At 37.2% G+C, this 16,471-nt stretch carries 15 protein-coding genes; 6 read left to right on the top strand and 9 right to left on the bottom strand.

What is annotated here, in order from left to right:
* Window positions 1-29: 29 nt before the first annotated feature.
* A complete protein-coding gene (locus H4J65_RS07225) occupies window positions 30-1,865 on the bottom strand; it encodes a GNAT family N-acetyltransferase (protein ID WP_182137557.1) in 1,836 nt (611 codons plus the stop codon).
* 619 nt (window positions 1,866-2,484) lie between these two features.
* On the opposite strand from H4J65_RS07225, the gene H4J65_RS07220 reads away from it, so the two are divergent.
* Entirely contained in the window at window positions 2,485-2,745 is a 261-nt protein-coding gene (locus H4J65_RS07220; protein WP_182183234.1) for a hypothetical protein, read from the top strand.
* Between the two features lie 82 nt (window positions 2,746-2,827).
* Here the strand turns inward: H4J65_RS07220 and H4J65_RS07215 are convergent, their stop codons facing one another.
* The 3 genes from H4J65_RS07215 to H4J65_RS07205 all read right to left on the bottom strand — a co-directional run bounded on the left by H4J65_RS07215 (window position 2,828) and on the right by H4J65_RS07205 (window position 6,196).
* Window positions 2,828-3,997: a hypothetical protein gene (locus H4J65_RS07215; protein ID WP_182137559.1), complete on the bottom strand. Its 1,170-nt coding sequence runs from the start codon at window positions 3,995-3,997 to the stop codon at window positions 2,828-2,830.
* Between the two features lie 210 nt (window positions 3,998-4,207).
* Window positions 4,208-4,474, bottom strand: a complete 267-nt coding sequence (locus H4J65_RS07210; RefSeq protein ID WP_182137560.1) for a hypothetical protein — start codon at window positions 4,472-4,474, stop codon at window positions 4,208-4,210.
* A gap of 348 nt (window positions 4,475-4,822) precedes the next feature.
* Window positions 4,823-6,196 (bottom strand): hypothetical protein, encoded by a 1,374-nt coding sequence (locus tag H4J65_RS07205; RefSeq protein WP_182137561.1) that lies wholly within the window; start codon window positions 6,194-6,196, stop codon window positions 4,823-4,825.
* A gap of 586 nt (window positions 6,197-6,782) precedes the next feature.
* Here H4J65_RS07205 and H4J65_RS07200 point away from each other — a divergent pair.
* Together H4J65_RS07200 and H4J65_RS07195 are read left to right on the top strand one after the other, a co-directional pair.
* Complete coding sequence (locus tag H4J65_RS07200) at window positions 6,783-7,037, top strand: hypothetical protein (RefSeq protein WP_182183239.1); 255 nt, start codon at window positions 6,783-6,785, stop codon at window positions 7,035-7,037.
* Window positions 7,038-7,174: 137 nt separating this feature from the next.
* Window positions 7,175-7,516: a Fis family transcriptional regulator gene (locus tag H4J65_RS07195; RefSeq protein ID WP_182137563.1), complete on the top strand. Its 342-nt coding sequence runs from the start codon at window positions 7,175-7,177 to the stop codon at window positions 7,514-7,516.
* On the opposite strand, the gene H4J65_RS07190 is transcribed toward H4J65_RS07195, so the two are convergent.
* Window positions 7,513-8,133: a LysE/ArgO family amino acid transporter gene (locus tag H4J65_RS07190; protein WP_182183242.1), complete on the bottom strand. Its 621-nt coding sequence runs from the start codon at window positions 8,131-8,133 to the stop codon at window positions 7,513-7,515. The two genes, H4J65_RS07195 and H4J65_RS07190, sit on opposite strands and share 4 nt — an antisense overlap.
* A 156-nt stretch (window positions 8,134-8,289) precedes the next feature.
* Between H4J65_RS07190 and H4J65_RS07185 the strand changes: the two genes are divergently transcribed.
* Window positions 8,290-9,189 (top strand): LysR family transcriptional regulator ArgP, encoded by a 900-nt coding sequence (locus tag H4J65_RS07185; protein WP_182137565.1) that lies wholly within the window; start codon window positions 8,290-8,292, stop codon window positions 9,187-9,189.
* A 79-nt stretch (window positions 9,190-9,268) separates the two neighbouring features.
* Window positions 9,269-9,760 carry a GNAT family N-acetyltransferase gene (locus H4J65_RS07180; RefSeq protein WP_182137566.1) on the top strand — a complete coding sequence of 164 codons (492 nt, stop codon included), beginning with the start codon at window positions 9,269-9,271 and terminating at the stop codon, window positions 9,758-9,760.
* Here the strand turns inward: H4J65_RS07180 and H4J65_RS07175 are convergent.
* Window positions 9,729-10,457, bottom strand: coding sequence for an oxidoreductase (locus tag H4J65_RS07175; protein ID WP_182137567.1), 729 nt, complete (start codon window positions 10,455-10,457; stop codon window positions 9,729-9,731). The genes H4J65_RS07180 and H4J65_RS07175 overlap by 32 nt on opposite strands.
* 541 nt (window positions 10,458-10,998) lie before the next feature.
* Between H4J65_RS07175 and H4J65_RS07170 the strand changes: the two genes are divergently transcribed.
* Window positions 10,999-11,967 (top strand): sensor domain-containing diguanylate cyclase, encoded by a 969-nt coding sequence (locus tag H4J65_RS07170; protein WP_182183244.1) that lies wholly within the window; start codon window positions 10,999-11,001, stop codon window positions 11,965-11,967.
* A 694-nt stretch (window positions 11,968-12,661) separates the two neighbouring features.
* Here the strand turns inward: H4J65_RS07170 and yegD are convergent.
* The 3 genes from yegD to lgt form a co-directional block, all read right to left on the bottom strand.
* Window positions 12,662-14,020 (bottom strand): molecular chaperone, encoded by a 1,359-nt coding sequence (gene yegD / locus H4J65_RS07165; protein WP_182183247.1) that lies wholly within the window; start codon window positions 14,018-14,020, stop codon window positions 12,662-12,664.
* 709 nt (window positions 14,021-14,729) lie between these two features.
* Window positions 14,730-15,527, bottom strand: coding sequence for a ribonuclease H family protein (locus tag H4J65_RS07160; RefSeq protein WP_182183249.1), 798 nt, complete (start codon window positions 15,525-15,527; stop codon window positions 14,730-14,732).
* 61 nt (window positions 15,528-15,588) lie between these two features.
* Complete coding sequence (lgt, locus tag H4J65_RS07155) at window positions 15,589-16,377, bottom strand: prolipoprotein diacylglyceryl transferase (RefSeq protein WP_182197069.1); 789 nt, start codon at window positions 16,375-16,377, stop codon at window positions 15,589-15,591.
* Window positions 16,378-16,471: the final 94 nt, after the last annotated feature.

The following is a 16,471-nucleotide window of genomic DNA, read 5'->3' as shown; positions in this document are numbered from 1 at the left end:
CTTTTGTGTGCTTATACCCAATTGATTAATTATAGTGTGTAAGCCAAGCTTACTTCGTCATAATCTTGAGAAGGTGCTCTTAAAAACCCTGCATTTTCAAATACTTTTAACATAGGAGCATTGTCTCGTCGTACACTAGCAACTAATTGCGTTAAACCACGAATTTTAGCAATAGCGATTAATTCACTTAATAGTGCTTTTGCCATACCTTTGCCGCGTTTACTTTCTTTAATAACAAAAGCCACTTCAGCACTATTACTTGCTTCAAGGTAATAATAACGAGCAACACCTTGTATAGATTCACCTAAATCATCTCGTTCAGTTAAACACAAGGCTAAATCAACCTGCTGGTTGACACTGACGAGATCACAGGACTTTTCTCGGGTCATTTGTGTCATATGATGGTTGTATCGCATCATTAATGTTTCTTGGTTATGAGAATAAAAAAACTCTTGTAGTTTACGTTCGTCTGAAGGCGATAAGGGTCTAAGGAAGTATTCAGAATCAGCAAAAGTAAAACGTTTGATCTCAACTTTACCCAGTTCAGGTACTGATGTTGGCGTGTTTTCTTGGTATTCAGGCACCCAATAATGTTTTCGCACATCTTTAAGTAGTTGAGCGCGAAATTTAGGGTGGGCAATACGTATTAATTCTAATGCGCGTTCACGAATACTTTTACCTTGCAGCGAAGCGATACCATATTCAGTGACTACATAAGCCACATGACCCCGTGAAGTAACTACACCGCCACCCTCGGTAATGTGTGCGACGATACGAGATATTTTGCCATCTTTGGTTGTCGATGGCAGGGCAATAATGGGTTTACCGCCTTTACTTAATGAGGCGCCACGAATAAAGTCAACTTGGCCACCAATACCACTATAAAAATAATAGCCGATGGAGTCAGAAACCACTTGCCCGGTTAAGTCAACTTCGATGGCGCTATTGATAGAAACCATGTTGTCGTTACGGGCAATGTTCACTGGCGAATTAATGTGTTCGCTCGGGTAGAACTCTACATGGGGATTACCATCAACAAACTTATATAAGCGACGAGTGCCGATACAATAACTGATGACGGTTTTTCCTTTATGAAAGGTTTTTTTGCGATTGTTGATAACACCGGAAAGCATTAAGTCGATAATGCCGTCAGATATTAATTCACTGTGTACACCTAAATCTTTATGGTTAGCTAAGTAACGCAAGATAGCAGATGGAATTTTACCAATACCAATTTGGATAGTAGAACCGTCTTCTACTAACATAGCCACGTATTGACCTACTTGTTCTGTGACCTGATCAATTTCAGGCTCGGGCAATTCGGGTAAATATTGTTCAACGGTGATGTGAGCGTGAATTTGACTCATATGGACAAAACTATGACCATTAGTGCGTGGCATTTTAGGGTTAATTTGTGCGATAACCACCTTAGCTTTTTTAATGGCTGCGGGTACAATATCAACCGTGACCCCAAGCGAACAATAACCGTATTCATCGGGTGGGCCAACCATGATTAAGGCTACGTCTAAGGGTAAAATATTTTCATTAAATAGCCTGGGGATTTCAGATAAAAATGTCGGGGTATAATCAGCGCGCCCTTCATTAATTGCCGTACGAATTTTTTCGCCACCAATAAAAAATGCGTTGACCTTAAATAGGTCTTGGTGCTTTTTATCAGCCCAAACGTTGTCTGAAAGCGTTAAAATATGAACAACTTCAATATCATGTAAACCATCGCTATTGGCAATAAGGTTATCAATTAAGGCATTGGGTACTGCGGCATTAGAGCCAATAAAAACTCGATTGCCAGATTTGAGGTATTTAGACCAGTCTATAGAAGATTGGCGCTGTTTGCGTATCTGCATAATTGTCTCTGAATTCTCTTGGTTTGGGCAAGGTTACAATTAAATTTATCACAGAATGTAAACTGTATCTGTTTAATAGCAGATTTATGAATTAGCGAGTCTACTTTATACCTAGGTAAAACCGCTAAATACATAGTATTTATTCAATAATTACTTGTTCTACTGATTAAATAAAAGCTACGTGAAAGTTACATAAACAACGAACCGTTGGTTTTTTAGCCAGTAGAAATGATCAAATAATGAGTGAGTATCGTATCAGTATGCACTAAGGGTTAAGTTATTAGTTGATCCGAGTCAAAGCCTCTGCATTATTAGACTAAATAACTAGCCAAATAGCAGGAGATAATATCTAACTTTTACAAATTAAGTATTAAGTAGTCATTATTTATTGTGTACCTTGACCAAGAGTGACTATAGGCACTGAAATAACACTTGTGAACGATTTTAAGCTTCAACACCATAGAATATAGTTGTTAGCGTTAGGCTATTCTTGCAGAAACGAGTCATGTGGATAATGTGTGGAGAGCTTTTTATTGAAAATTTTTTAATGACGCTCTTGCTTTTGAGCAAAGCAGGCGTTGTTTGAGCAAGTAAACTGAGTTTGTCTTAGCGGGGATTTATGTCGGTATTAGTACAAGTACGTTTAATTAAGTTTTTTATTTTGCTAGGTATTACGCTCCTTATTTTAGGATATTACTTACTTTTATATGTAGACCTACCAACAAAAATGGGTGTTACGGGGATTATTATTTGTGCCTGCTGTATTGCCTTTGGTTTGCTTTTTTCATTACCGACAAAACTGTATTTAACTCTGTTATTAATGGCCCGTGAACGGGGTCAACAGCAAAACTTAACGGTAAATAAAAAAGCAGAGAAGTAGCTGATATTTTAACCATAAAAAAAGCCCAATGCTATTGGGCTTATAATAATTTAATTTCAATAAGCTGAGCTTAAAGTAAACACTAACCAAAAATGTTACGCATTAAGGTTATCGCTTGATCAACGGTTTTACCATCTTTAACGCTGTTCACTATGGTGCTGCGCATATTGAGAATAAAGTCAGGAATATCATCTGATTCAAAAGCTTTATCTACAATAGCTTCGGCTGACGCTTTACTACGTTTTACCGCTTTAGCGACACCAATTTTTATTTTTTTAGGCTTATCACGCATACGAATATAGTTAGAGTTTTGTGCCAATGAATTGTCAGCAAACAAAAACAAATCAATTAATATGGCTCGATTTTGCCAAAGCTGAAGTTCAGCTTCATCGCTAGGCATTTCACTGCGCCACCATTGTGTGTTTCTAATGGCTTCTATCATCTCATGCCAATAATCATCAAAGCTTTGGTTGTTGAGTTTTACTAAACCTAAGCCTTGCGAAAGGGTATCTATTTTACCACTGTTTAGAGCAATAAATTGGTCTGGGCGGCGCATAGCCAATAAACGAGTTGCTGCACTTAACGGCGCTTTTTCTTCATTAGTATGGTTGGCAAATATTGCTTTGTAGGCATTAACAAAGTTTTGATAGTCTGCCAAGGTAACGTCACCGTCTAACGGAATATGATCAAGCGCTTGATCAAAATCTTTTGGGTGAGACTTTAATAACTGGTGAAAGGTTTTTGCGCCGCGTGTGCCGGCAAACCATTCAACATCAAAGTCATAAACACTAATATCATGCTGGGCGCTATGCTTGCCTGCAAAAGCTAATCTGTCTTCATCAATCATTTCAGCTAATTTATTATGGCGTAGCGTCGCAATATAATTTAAGAGTTTAAGTCTTTCTGGTAAGGCTTGTAACTTTGAGTGTTCTTGTACAAAACTAGTAAATATTGGCCATGGGATAATACGAGCCATTTTTAATTGGCAAGCACTAACACCGTTTGACATGGTGTCTTGTAGTTTTTTTAAGGGTTTTTGTTGACTAGGTTCTAATAAATCTTGGTTGATGTCGTGTAAGCAAATTCGGTATAACTCTCTGCACCAGTTAAGAAAACTATCTGGATGACTCTCTACTTTTACTGCCATTAAATTAAGGCTGAGATCGGCGACTAACGACAAGGCATTTTGGTAAATTGTTTGTTCGGTAGCGCTAAGCGACATGGCATTTGGCGAGGTAAGTAATTTTCTCATGAAACAGGGGTTTTCCGATGATAAAAACAAAAATAGGTCGGCATGATACGTGTAAAATAACCTATTACAAGTGCTAAGACTTAAATTAGGGGATAAACTCTACGCTGGTGCATAAAAAAACAATATGTGGAGGATTAATAAACGAAAACCTTTGCCGATTCAATTTTTAAAACTTAGCAGACAAAGGCTGACTGTTGCGAAAAGTAACCGTTAGTCGGTGGTTACTGTTTCTGGTGACCTGGTATAATACTTAACTAAACCAATCACCGAGGCGGCAATCCAAAATAGTTCAATAACAAAACTCGCCAAATTAAAGTTATAGCACAGGCTAATTAACAGTAATATTGCGCCAAAAAGGTTCGTTAGGTTATAAGCCAAACTTTTAGGATTTAATTTTTCTAGTTGTAACATTATAAATGCGGCAACGATGAGAAAGGTTCCTGACATGCCAATGATATTAAATAATAAATCAATCATAAGAAACTCCAAGCTATAGAGGGTGATCCAAAATGCTGGCCCTATCCGTGGGTTGGATCGTTTTCGTTCCATGAAACAGCTTGTCGCTTTACCGATAGTAAGACTATAAGCTTTACTAGGATAATTTCGCCGTTATTGTAGGCAGTTTTTTGCATAAGGTAAAGCAACAAACGCTGACCAAGTGACAGAAATAGCAAGGTAGACATTTTCTTAAGCGCCGCAATATTGTCATTTTTACTCAGTTTGAGTAGATTATAAAAATTGAACACCACATAATTTTTTGCATGCTTGTGCTTTACTTTAAAATACCTAGCCTAATCTCCTAGTTTGACCATCAGCTTGTCGCTATTAATCGTCGTCATCTATTTTCATTGCTTCAATGTTAATAATAGTTGAACGATTTAGTGTTATCTTAAAGCGTTGTATTTGTTGAAGTTCTTGTTTGTCTGTTTGCATTAATACGACATTAATTTGGTAACGGCGTTCAACCGCTTGCTTGGTTATTTTACTGCCATCAAGTGAATATAAACGGCCTTCTCCTTTTTTCAGGAAGCGAATAAAGGGGGTTAAATTAAAATAGATACGTTGCTGAATTTCATCATAGCCAGGCAAAAAACTTTTAGCATTAACTTTAGTGTCACTGCGAAAATGTAGCAATTGTGCCGCTTGTTTGTTTTGATGACGCCGAGTTTGAAATAACTTATCAACTTGCTGAGGTAGATCTTTATTGCGAATATATTCTAGCCAAATGGTTTGACTAGCGATACGGGTTTTATTAACATTATTTGTGTAAATATTTCTCCATTTAGGTAAGCCTTTTTGAATGCTACGCCAAATAACACGGGTTATATCGTCTTTAAATATCTCCCTTAAACCATAAACAACGCCTAACATGCCTACTAAGGCAATCGTGACTTCAGTGAAGTTTGCCCGCGCATTTAGCACTAACAACATCACAAACGCCATAATAATCGCTGTAACTGTGCCACGTACAATGCGCTTTAAATTGCGATTGAGGCTTTTCATTTCTTTTTGCAGTACTACGCCGTATTCGATTAATCGTTGCAGTAAACGCATTTTATTGGTGATGCGGTTAGGGTCAGCTAAGGTAACTTCTGAATTATATTTATGGGTTGTACGGTATTCATTTTCACTGCGGCATAGTGCAAACAAGAAGTTTCTTTCAGTGGAAAATTCACTACTTTTTGGTCCTCGAGATAGCAACTTTAAAAATGACTGCTCTACTTGCCAACTAAGGTAGTTGTCAGCATTTTGAAAAAATGGACTGAGCTTTTTATCTGATGGCGTATATCGTCTTAATTTTTTCAGTAAACCAGAAATCAACTCTGCTAGTACAATGGCTTGTGGGTAAAAATCTTTACTTTCTTTAAGCTTAATCGTTTGTTTTATATCAGTGTCGAGAGCAATTAAAATTTGATAAGAAAATAAATTAAGGTTAAGTCGATAGTCACTTAGCTCACCTTTTTTTTGGCTAATAAAGCGGCTTCTTACTAACGGCAAGTGCAGTTGGTCTGAGTAATAAGCACTATGATTTTCTATACTGCTATGAAAGTAATGCTCCTCGTCTAGGGTTTTAGGGCCGATACCCATTTCAACCGGTAATGAAAAGTATAAATCGAGTCTTTGGTGGTCAGTAGGCAACAACTGGTAACTGACCTTGATGGAAAGGTTTTCGTCTTGGGTGAGTTTAGCGTTATTCACTTCTATCCTCTACTTCTTGTCGGTTTTATTGCCAAGCCTGAATCAAATCACTATCTATGACTTTGATGAGTAATCTCATCATAAAGTGAGTTAATTGCTGATCGTTTCTACTATAGGTTATTTTAAGGACAATTTTTTAGCTTTAAGATGAATACTATATTGGTAATTTCGCCAAATGTAATGAAAAAATCAGCGATTAATTAGTGCTTAATATATATTAAACTTGCATTAACTTAGCTATAGCTTGAAAATTTTGAGTTTATACTGCCCACTAGTAATATATGGCATTGGTTACTTTTTTGATACTCTTTTGATGGTCTTTTAACAGTCATTGCCCGATCACTTAGTACACTTTAAATAGTAAACTTTAGATAGTACAAATTAAAAGTTGATATTTACTGTTTGGTAGCCAAAATAAATTATTTTTCTGGGGCGTTTTTAGAGAAATAGGCCTGAAGTGGAGTTACTTTGAGTTATGCCCTTAGATAACGCTTTCAAATGAAAGTACAAATTTTATACTTTTATGGCAGTATAAGCTAAGCTGTTGTTCAAACATTGGATTTTTGTGAAAAAGGGAATTTATAACATGACCTTAACTAGAAGGATTACTCTACTTAACCTCACTATTATTATTACCTTACTTTTAGCGGCTTTTTTAGTGACAAAAGTATATGCCAAAACACCGACAGAAAATCATGCTGAATTGAAAAAATTTCAGCATTTAACGAGTGATAACAATCGTCTTTTTGTTGAGCATTTGTTAAGCCAAGTTGACGCGCAAACATACTTTAGCTTGCCAGCACCCACTTATGCTCATATCGCTAAGTTAAAAACCAATTAATAATGATGGCAGCTTCCCTGACTTGAAAGCTATTTCATTAAAATCTCTGCTTACAACAAGACCAAAAACTTAATCAAAGTGCTATTATATAAAGTGTATTCATCGAAGATAAAGTTTAAAGGTAATGTTAATAAATAATGCGTAAATCAGATAAGAAAATAGACAATCAAATCATAAAGTCGTTAACCGAAGTATGCCAATCAGCGCTAGAAGAAATTGACGGCTTTGAATGGTTAACCCATACGGTTAATTTCGATAACTTTCCCGACAGTCTAAAAGTTGTTTGTGTTTTTGATAGCAATAAAAAATTAGCGAGCTATCTCAAGTCATCTGATAGTAAGCACTTAGCGTTATTAATAGCCGATAGCTTGGCAGATATTGGCATAAAGCTAAACAGTGTTAAAAACCAAATAGAATTAGACAGCGAAGAAAATTGCACCCTGTATCACGCTGGAAATTGGCATAAAAGATTGTCTTAACTTGCTAGGCTATTAAATAATGACCATGCGATGGCGCACATGATTAGTCCAACAAGCATATCAATAACTCTTCTCACCTTAGCTTGGTTAAGCCAAGGTGACATTTTTGCTGCCGCTCCAGCTAAGCTATAAAACCACAGCATAGATGCCAACATAGTGCCGAGTGCAAAGGCGATTTTTTCATTACCTTGAAATTGTCCGCCAACACTGCCCAATACCACTACTGTATCAAGATAAACATGCGGGTTTAACAGGGTTACCGCTAACGTTGAAACAATCACCAAACCAGGCTTCTTGTGTGCTTTATCGGTTGAACTTTGCTCACTGGTGCTGCTATTAAGCCATGCTTGGCGAAATGACAAGCTAGCATAAGCCAGTAAAAAAATAATACCTGCCCAAGAAATTACGGTTACCAAGGTTGGCGATGTCGCAATAAGCTGTGCGCCACCAAACACCCCTAATGCAATAAGGACAACATCACAAACCATGCAAATTGAAGCGGCTAAAAAGTGATGATTTTTTTTAATACCGTGATTGAGGATATGAGAGTTTTGCGCGCCAATAGGTATAATCATGCTAGCCCCTAAAAAAAGGCCTTGTAGTAGGGGGGAAAACATTTTTGCTCCTAAAAATTTCATGCTGTGCTAAGTTATTGTGGCTAATTTAACGAAAAACAAATCATAAGTATAATTAATGATTTTAATCTTTGATTAGTTTTGCTAATGTATTTTTTGCTAACATGAGTAAGATATGTTGCTAACATCAGGGGGTAAATGGTCTTGCTAGATTATAAGTTATTACATGCATTGAGCGTGGTATTAAATGAGCAAAGCTTTGACAAAGCGGCATCGGTATTAGCTATCACACAATCTGCCGTGTCTCAGCGTATTAAAAGCTTAGAGCAAATTATAGGCCAACCGGTATTAATTCGGGCACAACCGATAGTGGCAACGGCTATTGGCAAAAAATTACTTGGCCATTATCAACAGGTAAAATTACTTGAACAAGACATTATTCCTGATATTTCAGGTAATAAAAAACATGAAACTATTACTGCCAATATCGCTAGCAATGCCGATAGTTTAGCCACTTGGTTAATTGCAGCAATTGGTGACGTTAGTCATCAATATAACCTAGCGGTAAATTTTCGATTGGCTGATGAAAACAGAACCATTAACTATTTGAAAGATGGTGAGGTTTTTGGTGCGATTAGTACATATGATCAGGCTTTACCTGGCTGTACATTAGAAAAACTCGGTGATATGCACTATTTGTTAGTTGCTGCGCCAAGCTTCATTGCAAGCTATTTTCCTGAGGGTATTAATAAACAAACCTTGGCACGAACACCCGCGGTTGCTTATGATCAAAAAGACGATATGCATATTAAATATATCGAACAAACCTTTGGCTTAAAAGGCGGTTCATACCCGTGTCATACCGTGCGCTCTTCAGAAGCCTTTGTTAATTTTGCCAAACAAGGTTTAGCCTATTGTTTGATCCCTAAATTGCAAATACAAGCAGAACTTGCATCAGGAGAGCTGATCAATTTAATGCCAGAAAACCCGATAATTAGAACACTTTACTGGCATCATTGGGTATTATTGAAAGGGGTATTTAAGCAGCTTTCAAGCGCAATAATTAGCCGTGCACAATACGCGCTAAATAATCAATAATTTGCTAATATTCAGTGTTATCTGAAATGGCCAGTAAAATAGCCAGTAAATGAGTCAATAAAATAGTCAGGAGTTAAATGTGAGCAATTTAGTCGTTAGAACAGCAACAGCAGACGATACCAGTATATTATTTAAATTTATTATCGATCTCGCTATTTATGAAAAAGCGGAACACGAAGTATTAGCAACCGAGCAAACAATAAAAGCCAGCATTTTTGCTGAAAATAGTCATGTTTTTGCCTTAATTTGCGAGCTAGATGGGGTTGCCGTTGGCTCAGCCATTTACTTTTTTAATTATTCAACTTGGTTAGCAAAATCAGGTCTTTATTTAGAAGACCTGTACGTTATGCCAGAATATCGTGGTAAAGGCGCAGGTGTTAAGCTGTTAAAAGCTATGGCAAAAATTGCTGTGGAAAAAGACTGCGCACGGTTTGAATGGAGTTGCTTAGATTGGAATACACCGTCAAGAGAATTTTATCACTCACTCGGTGCTGTCGCGCAAGAAGAGTGGGTTGGCTATCGCATGACAGGTAAAACACTTAGTAATTTTGCAGCTGATCTGACTGAATAATACTAACACCCACTGGAGGGTTTTCTGCATAAACTAGCATAGCGTTTGCTACCTTCTTTGCTTGAATTACTTGGTATTTTTTTGGGATAATAAAAGCTAGCGCGTTCATCACTATTGTACCTAATTGCTCGCCAAGTCGAAATTCATCACGCTGCCCAGATAACATTGACGGGCGAAATAGACCCAGATGTTGGTAATCTAAGTTACTTAAGTCTTTTTCTATTTTGCCTTTTATCTGGTTATAAAATATAGCAGATGCTTCATTTGCTGACATTGCCGTGACTATGGCAAATAAAGTGGCATGTTGACCATAAAAGTATTTGGCGATAAGCAGCGGATAATGATGGTCAATTTCAGAAAAAGCAGTTTTAGAACCGGCTTTTTTTATGGTACTGCCCAGAGTGCAAAATATATGATCAATCGTTTTTATCTTGTGGTTAGCGCCTATATCCTGAGGTTTATTATCCAAAAAGGTACTTGAGGTCAATTCTGCTGCTAGATGTTCAAAATTAATTTGCCATTGTTCAAGTTTAGTATCTTCTATTAAGAGTGGTTTACGTACTAAGGCGATAACTTTGCTATAGGTTTTGCTGGCTAATAGTTGCTGTAACAAATGTTGTCCCACTAAACCACTGGCGCCAACAATTAGCGCCACTTTGGCTTGCTCTGGTTTATGTCCATTGGTACAAGTTGTCATTTTTTTTAACCCTAAGACAGTGGAGAATAATATACCCTAATAATAAAGTCTCATATTAAGTGCTTAACTAGCTACTTAAATCTTAAAAAAGACTAACATTATTGCCTAGCATTCATGCGAACATAAAATCGTTTTGGCCATGTTCAGACACTTATCTAAACCAGTAAATATCTCCTTATCCTTTGAAAATATAAACGTAATCATTTAATTTTAGATTGAGTTGTTGTAGGCAAATCAAAACGTTAAGTGATAAATGCTATGCCAGTATTACCTTATGTATATTAAGTAACTTAGCTGGTTAATAGGTAACGAATGAAGGTTTAAATGGATGTGGGTTTACTCATAAGTCAAAGTTTAATGTATTGTTTTATATAGATAAATTTATTTTATCCAAGCAGTTGTTTAGCGACTCAATTGGTCACAGCCTGGCCCGATTATTTTGTGCAAAACTCTTTTTTTAAAGCGCTTTATTTTTTAAAGAAACCATCTTAATTTGCTGATACAATCTGAAGAGTTTACATTTTAAATTAAGTACCCCCTAATGATTAAGCCTGCAGTGCCCAGAAATGAAGTTGAACGTTTGTATGCGCTTAGAACCTTAAAAATACTTGACTCATCACACGAAGAGCGCTTTGATCGAATTACTCGTATGGCTAAACGCATGTTTAACGTATCAATCTCGCTGGTCAGTATAATTGACGAAGACCGTCAATGGTTTAAATCCACGCAGGGACTCGAGCTTTTGGAAACGCCTCGCGACATTTCATTCTGTGCACATGCTATTAATCAAGATAACTTATTCATAGTGCCTGACGCTTCCAAAGATAAACGCTTTTTCGATAATCCTCTTGTTACTAGCGGTCCGAAAATTCGCTTTTATGCCGGCTGCCCTTTAAAAATTAGACAAGGTATTAATATAGGTACTTTGTGTCTTATCGATACAGAACCTAAACATCTTAACGAAGAAGACCAAGAGTTACTTGAAGATCTAGGGGCTATAATTGAGCAAGAAATCAAATCTATTGAACTCGCTACCTTAGATGAGTTAACCATGATTTCTAACCGACGTGGTTTTTTGACTCTGGCCGATCATAGTTTAAAAGTATGTCGACGTAATCAAATGTCAATGTCGTTTATATTCTTTGATCTAAACCAATTTAAGATCATTAATGATGAACATGGCCATCACGAAGGCGATTTTGTCTTAGCCACTTTTGCCAAAATAATGCTTAATTCATTTCGAGACTGTGATTTGATCGCTCGACTCGGTGGAGATGAATTTGTGGCTATGCTGAGCGACTCTGACTATTACTCAGGGAAAGCAAATATAGCACTAGAGCGATTTGCTGGCGCTATTGATCAAGCAAATAAAACCTTAAATAAACCCTATAAAATTGAGTACAGTGCCGGTGTTAGTTATTTTAAGCATGACACGGACAAATCAATAGAAGCAATGCTCAAAGAAGCTGATGCAGCTATGTATAAGCAAAAAAAAATTAATGCTCTATAGCTCGACGTTATAACTGTTTCACTAAATTAGTAAGTTAAATATCAGGCCATGTAGTCGTTGATAAATGTCTGCCAAACGACTAAGTTTTAGCGATGAAAAGCAGTACAGAACAGTTGAGGATATTTTCTTAGTAAAATTTACTGGCAAGTTTTAGTGTTTTCACGCAGTTACAACTAGTGATTAACGATAGGTACTTTTTTCAAAATTTTAGCTTATACCAATTTCATTAATTAGATGGTCTATTTTATACGCAGGAAAAATGGCCAAATATAAGGCATTTATTTTAATCACTAGTTGTTCTAATTATTAAATAAATAACGCAGTAGTGGGTTATTTTAACCAGTAAAAATGAGCAGATAATGAGTGAGATTGGTATTATTGCCGTTGATAAATCACACTAGCTTAAAGCGGGATTAATCTACTATTCTTGCGGTAGTTCTATTAGCTATCAAGGTCATAAATACAGGCACTTAGCCATTTAGCAACAGACTATTCATAACTCTTTTAACTCAAGTCGTGTTTAACACTTATCAACAAAACTTATCAATATAAGTTACTTTAATAAAAGCTATTTATTAAAAGCTATTTATTAAAGTAACTGTCTATAAAATATCAACATTTAAAGTCATAAACTTTATTATTCGCTAGCGTTAATGACTTTAAATAGGGCTAAATTTTTTGCTCAACCAATAGCTTATGCATAGATAGTGTTAGCCCAGCGCGTTAGGCCAGCCGTTACGCTGCCAAAATGGTCACCAACAACAATAGGGGTATGTTGAAATTGCGATTGTAAAAACTTATTTAACATCGGTGATTTAGCACTACCGCCAGTGACAAACACCACATCAGGCTGACAGTTAGCTTGGGCAATTGCATCTTTCATTAGCGCGGCTATCGCACTGAGTTGTCGATGACATGCCTCAGTAAAACCGTCCCTATCAAGCTTAACAGTGAGCCCTTCATAGATATCAGATAAATCTATTTGCTGCTCGGTTTGCTCGGTTAAGCCAATTTTGCTTTGCTCTGCGGCATTAACTACACGGTAGCTCAACTTTTGTTGTTGAACAGTTAACAAACGAGTTAATAACTCAGGATGTTCTGCATCGCGGATCAGTTGCTGCAAAAACCGTCCATTTTCGGCACTGTAAAATTGTGTTTGATGACTAATATTGTTAATCGCCATAGCCTGAAAGTAACTGTTACTTGGCATTGTTTTACCAGATTTTAATAAACTATCTAAACCAAAACTCGGCATGATACCTTTAAGGGCAAAGGCAATATCAAAATCATTACCACCAACTCGTTCACCACTGTGGCTTAATAAATCATTGCTTCTATCAGTTAACGCAGCATGCTCTGGTCCCATTAAAAGCATGGAACAATCGGTAGTACCACCGCCAATATCAACCACTAATACTTTAGTTTCTGTAGTCAGACTAGCTTCATATTCAAAGCCGGCTGCAACAGGTTCAAATTGAAATTCAACATCTTTAAAGCCAACCCGTTTTGCTGCATTGGTTAATATTTGTATGGCTTGTCGATTACTTTCTTCGCCTTTCATACCTTGAAAGTTAATAGGGCGACCAATAACAGTTTGATCAACACTTCTGCCAAGACTTTCTTCGGTGAGCGTTTTTATATTGCTCATCATAGCGGCAACAATATCTTCAAATAAGTCAACTTGCTGTGGCATTAAACCACTGGCACCAAGAAACGATTTTGGTGATTTTATGTAGTAGCCTTCGTCCGGCTCTTGTAAATAGTTATTTAATGCGGCTTGGCCAAACGATAATTCGGTTGGATAGCCATCTAAGGTCAGCTCTCGTAGTGAGTTTTTTCCTTTGTTTAGCTGTGCTTGACGTTGCTGTTGAAAGCTTTTTTGTTCTGCCAAAGCCAAGTTGTCGTGCAGCCAGTTGACAATAATGTCACGACTGGGCGCATACAAAGTTGAGGAGATATAGCGACCATGATCACCTAAAGATAATAGTTCTGGCGTGTTGTTTTTCATTACGCCGACAGCACAGTTCGATGTACCGTAATCAAATCCGATCATGTTGATATCCAAATATAAAATGGCCGCGAAGGATACTGGGATATGTAGCACTAGGCAAGGGCTTTTAGCTTATTAGGTAACATTTTTAATAAGCTAAAAGCCAATAAGTCATTATTAATTTATTTCAAAGGCGCACAAACGTAGTTTTAATCCTGTCAATCACGGCCATGTCGACGCTCACAGCTTAAACTTTTGCCTGTGTAAATTTTTTCGCGGTTGAATCGATTTATGAATCGATTCAAATTTAGGCGAAAAATAAAAGCTAAAGTGCAGAAGAAGTGAGCTAGCTCGGCTGATAAAGCTAAAACCATGATGAAAGCAGCGAGTGATAAATTAACCCATTACCTAGCTAATACAGGTTTAACGCTTAAATAGTTTAATGCTGAAGGTGGTAACGGCTTACAAGCCCAGGTGCTTTTATTATTGATAAAAACGGCATTAGTTGTACCCTGCAAGCAAAAGTGGATTTAAAGTCGTATGTGGCGTTTTGAGTGATTATTGCTGCACTCAATAAAGGAGAAAATAGTCGGGTTATTAAGGGTAAATTATCCGAGTAATTCAAACCAAAAGGCAGCTTCAAGCTGCCTTTTGGTGTTTAATTTACCTAAGAGCAAGCTCATTCACTTGGAGAACATTTCAACGGGTTATTTTTTACCCGTATAAAATAGCTGAGCGCACTAATAAAATGGCGATAAAAGACTAAACTATCTTAACCCGAAGCCATGGCCAAAATAGTTTTAATATCAAGTGTGTCTTGATATTGCACAAAACCTTTTGTGCACTTAACGCGTGCTAATACCGCCATTCTATCGGAGAGTTCATTCCCTTCTATATTGGCATGGCCTTTAACATGACTAATAATTAAATTACTTTTCAATGCTTGGTAGAGCGCAAAACATTGCTTAATTATTTCAAGGTTTTTAATTTCTTCACCTTTGCCACGAGTCCAGCCTTTAGCTTGCCAACCTTTTGCCCACTTAGTGATGCAATCAATTGAATATCTAGAGTCAGACAAGACTTGCACGGTTTTACCTTGTTTAATATGATCTTGTGCGTAGTTAAATGCGGCAAGTATGCCATTAAGTTCGGCGGTATTATTAGTGCCCATCGGCTCATATAAACCGTACCACAATTCAATGAGTTGTTGCTCTTGATACACTGCCATGCCCGTACCTGACTTCCCTGGATTGGGAGAGCAAGCACCGTCACAATAAATATTAATATCAGCACTTTGTTTAACAGGCGCTAAGCTATTACTTACGGCGCTACGATCCGCTTTAACGTAGGCAGCAGAAGCGGCAGGTTTAGTACCGGCACTTTTACTCATCGAGCGCTTAGTTAATGCTTTAGTGTAGGTAGATTGAAACGCCGCCTCGGCTTCAGCTTTTGATGCAAAACCCATATATTGCGCATCGGCACGTCCTTGGGTGTGGCTTTTAACATCATTCCACTGTTCAAATACCCCAGTTTTTGCCCCTTTCCACACCACATAATATTTTTTACTCATCAATTGTTAACCCTATTTTATTCGCCATAATTTTTTATGCTCTGTACGCCATTTGTTAAGACTACTTTACTTTTTTATTGTTTTTAATTGACCAAACAATTAATAGGACACCGGCAATAAAAAACGGAATACTTAACATTTGCCCTGCAGTTAAGGCAATATCAGCCGCATAGGCCGCTTGTTTTTCTTTTAATATTTCAATAAGAAAGCGAGCAGTAAAAATTAAAACTAAGAAAACGCCTAAAATAGCACCGGGTGGTGTTTGGGCTTTTTTCTGTTTATAAAAAATCATCAAAACAAAAAATATCGTTAAATAAGACAAGGCTTCATAAAGTTGAGAAGGGTGGCGAGCAAGGTTATCAATACGGGCAAAAACTACCGCCCAAGGAACATTACTAGGTGTGCCTAATATTTCAGAGTTAACAAAGTTTGCGCTGCGAACAAAAAAACCAAACAGCGCGGTACATATCGCGAGTCTGTCGAGTAACCAGAGAAAGTTCATCTGGTTTTTTTTGCTATAAATCCCCGCCGCAATAATAGCCCCTAAACCGCCGCCATGACTGGCCAAACCACCTTCCCAAATGGCGATTATTTTCAGTGGGTTAGCAAAGTAATAGCTTGGGTCATAAAAGAAACAATGTCCTAAACGGGCACCGACGATAACACCAACAACGATATAGACCAGTAAGTTATCTAGCGCGACTAAATCTTGTTTCTCGGTTTGAAAAATCCACTTCATGACTTGTAAGCCAGATAAAATAGCGGTGGCGAATAACACGCCATACCAATGTATAGTCAATGGCCCAATGGAGAAAAATACGGGATCAAAATCCCAAACTAAATGTTGCAAAGCGTAGCCCTTAATGTTGCTTATGTTACTTATGTTGAATGAGTTTAATGAGTTAAATGTGACTTTAAGTTAAGTCTTCACTTAAACAGCGATA

Source organism: Colwellia sp. MB02u-9, assembly GCF_014077085.1.
Lineage (GTDB): Bacteria > Pseudomonadota > Gammaproteobacteria > Enterobacterales > Alteromonadaceae > Cognaticolwellia.
The sequence above is the reverse complement of the archived record's forward strand: the minus strand, read 5'-3'. Positions and strand labels throughout refer to the sequence as shown.

Coding starts and splice junctions, on each gene's coding strand:
- H4J65_RS07190 (WP_182183242.1), bottom strand. CDS start 8,133: ATGTTTTCCCCCCTACTACAAGGCCTTTTTTTAGGGGCTAGCATGATT.
- H4J65_RS07200 (WP_182183239.1), top strand. CDS start 6,783: ATGACCTTAACTAGAAGGATTACTCTACTTAACCTCACTATTATTATT.
- H4J65_RS07195 (WP_182137563.1), top strand. CDS start 7,175: ATGCGTAAATCAGATAAGAAAATAGACAATCAAATCATAAAGTCGTTA.
- H4J65_RS07160 (WP_182183249.1), bottom strand. CDS start 15,527: ATGAGTAAAAAATATTATGTGGTGTGGAAAGGGGCAAAAACTGGGGTA.
- H4J65_RS07175 (WP_182137567.1), bottom strand. CDS start 10,457: ATGACAACTTGTACCAATGGACATAAACCAGAGCAAGCCAAAGTGGCG.
- H4J65_RS07170 (WP_182183244.1), top strand. CDS start 10,999: ATGATTAAGCCTGCAGTGCCCAGAAATGAAGTTGAACGTTTGTATGCG.
- H4J65_RS07220 (WP_182183234.1), top strand. CDS start 2,485: ATGTCGGTATTAGTACAAGTACGTTTAATTAAGTTTTTTATTTTGCTA.
- H4J65_RS07225 (WP_182137557.1), bottom strand. CDS start 1,865: ATGCAGATACGCAAACAGCGCCAATCTTCTATAGACTGGTCTAAATAC.
- H4J65_RS07210 (WP_182137560.1), bottom strand. CDS start 4,474: ATGATTGATTTATTATTTAATATCATTGGCATGTCAGGAACCTTTCTC.
- H4J65_RS07215 (WP_182137559.1), bottom strand. CDS start 3,997: ATGAGAAAATTACTTACCTCGCCAAATGCCATGTCGCTTAGCGCTACC.
- H4J65_RS07185 (WP_182137565.1), top strand. CDS start 8,290: ATGGTCTTGCTAGATTATAAGTTATTACATGCATTGAGCGTGGTATTA.
- yegD (WP_182183247.1), bottom strand. CDS start 14,020: ATGATCGGATTTGATTACGGTACATCGAACTGTGCTGTCGGCGTAATG.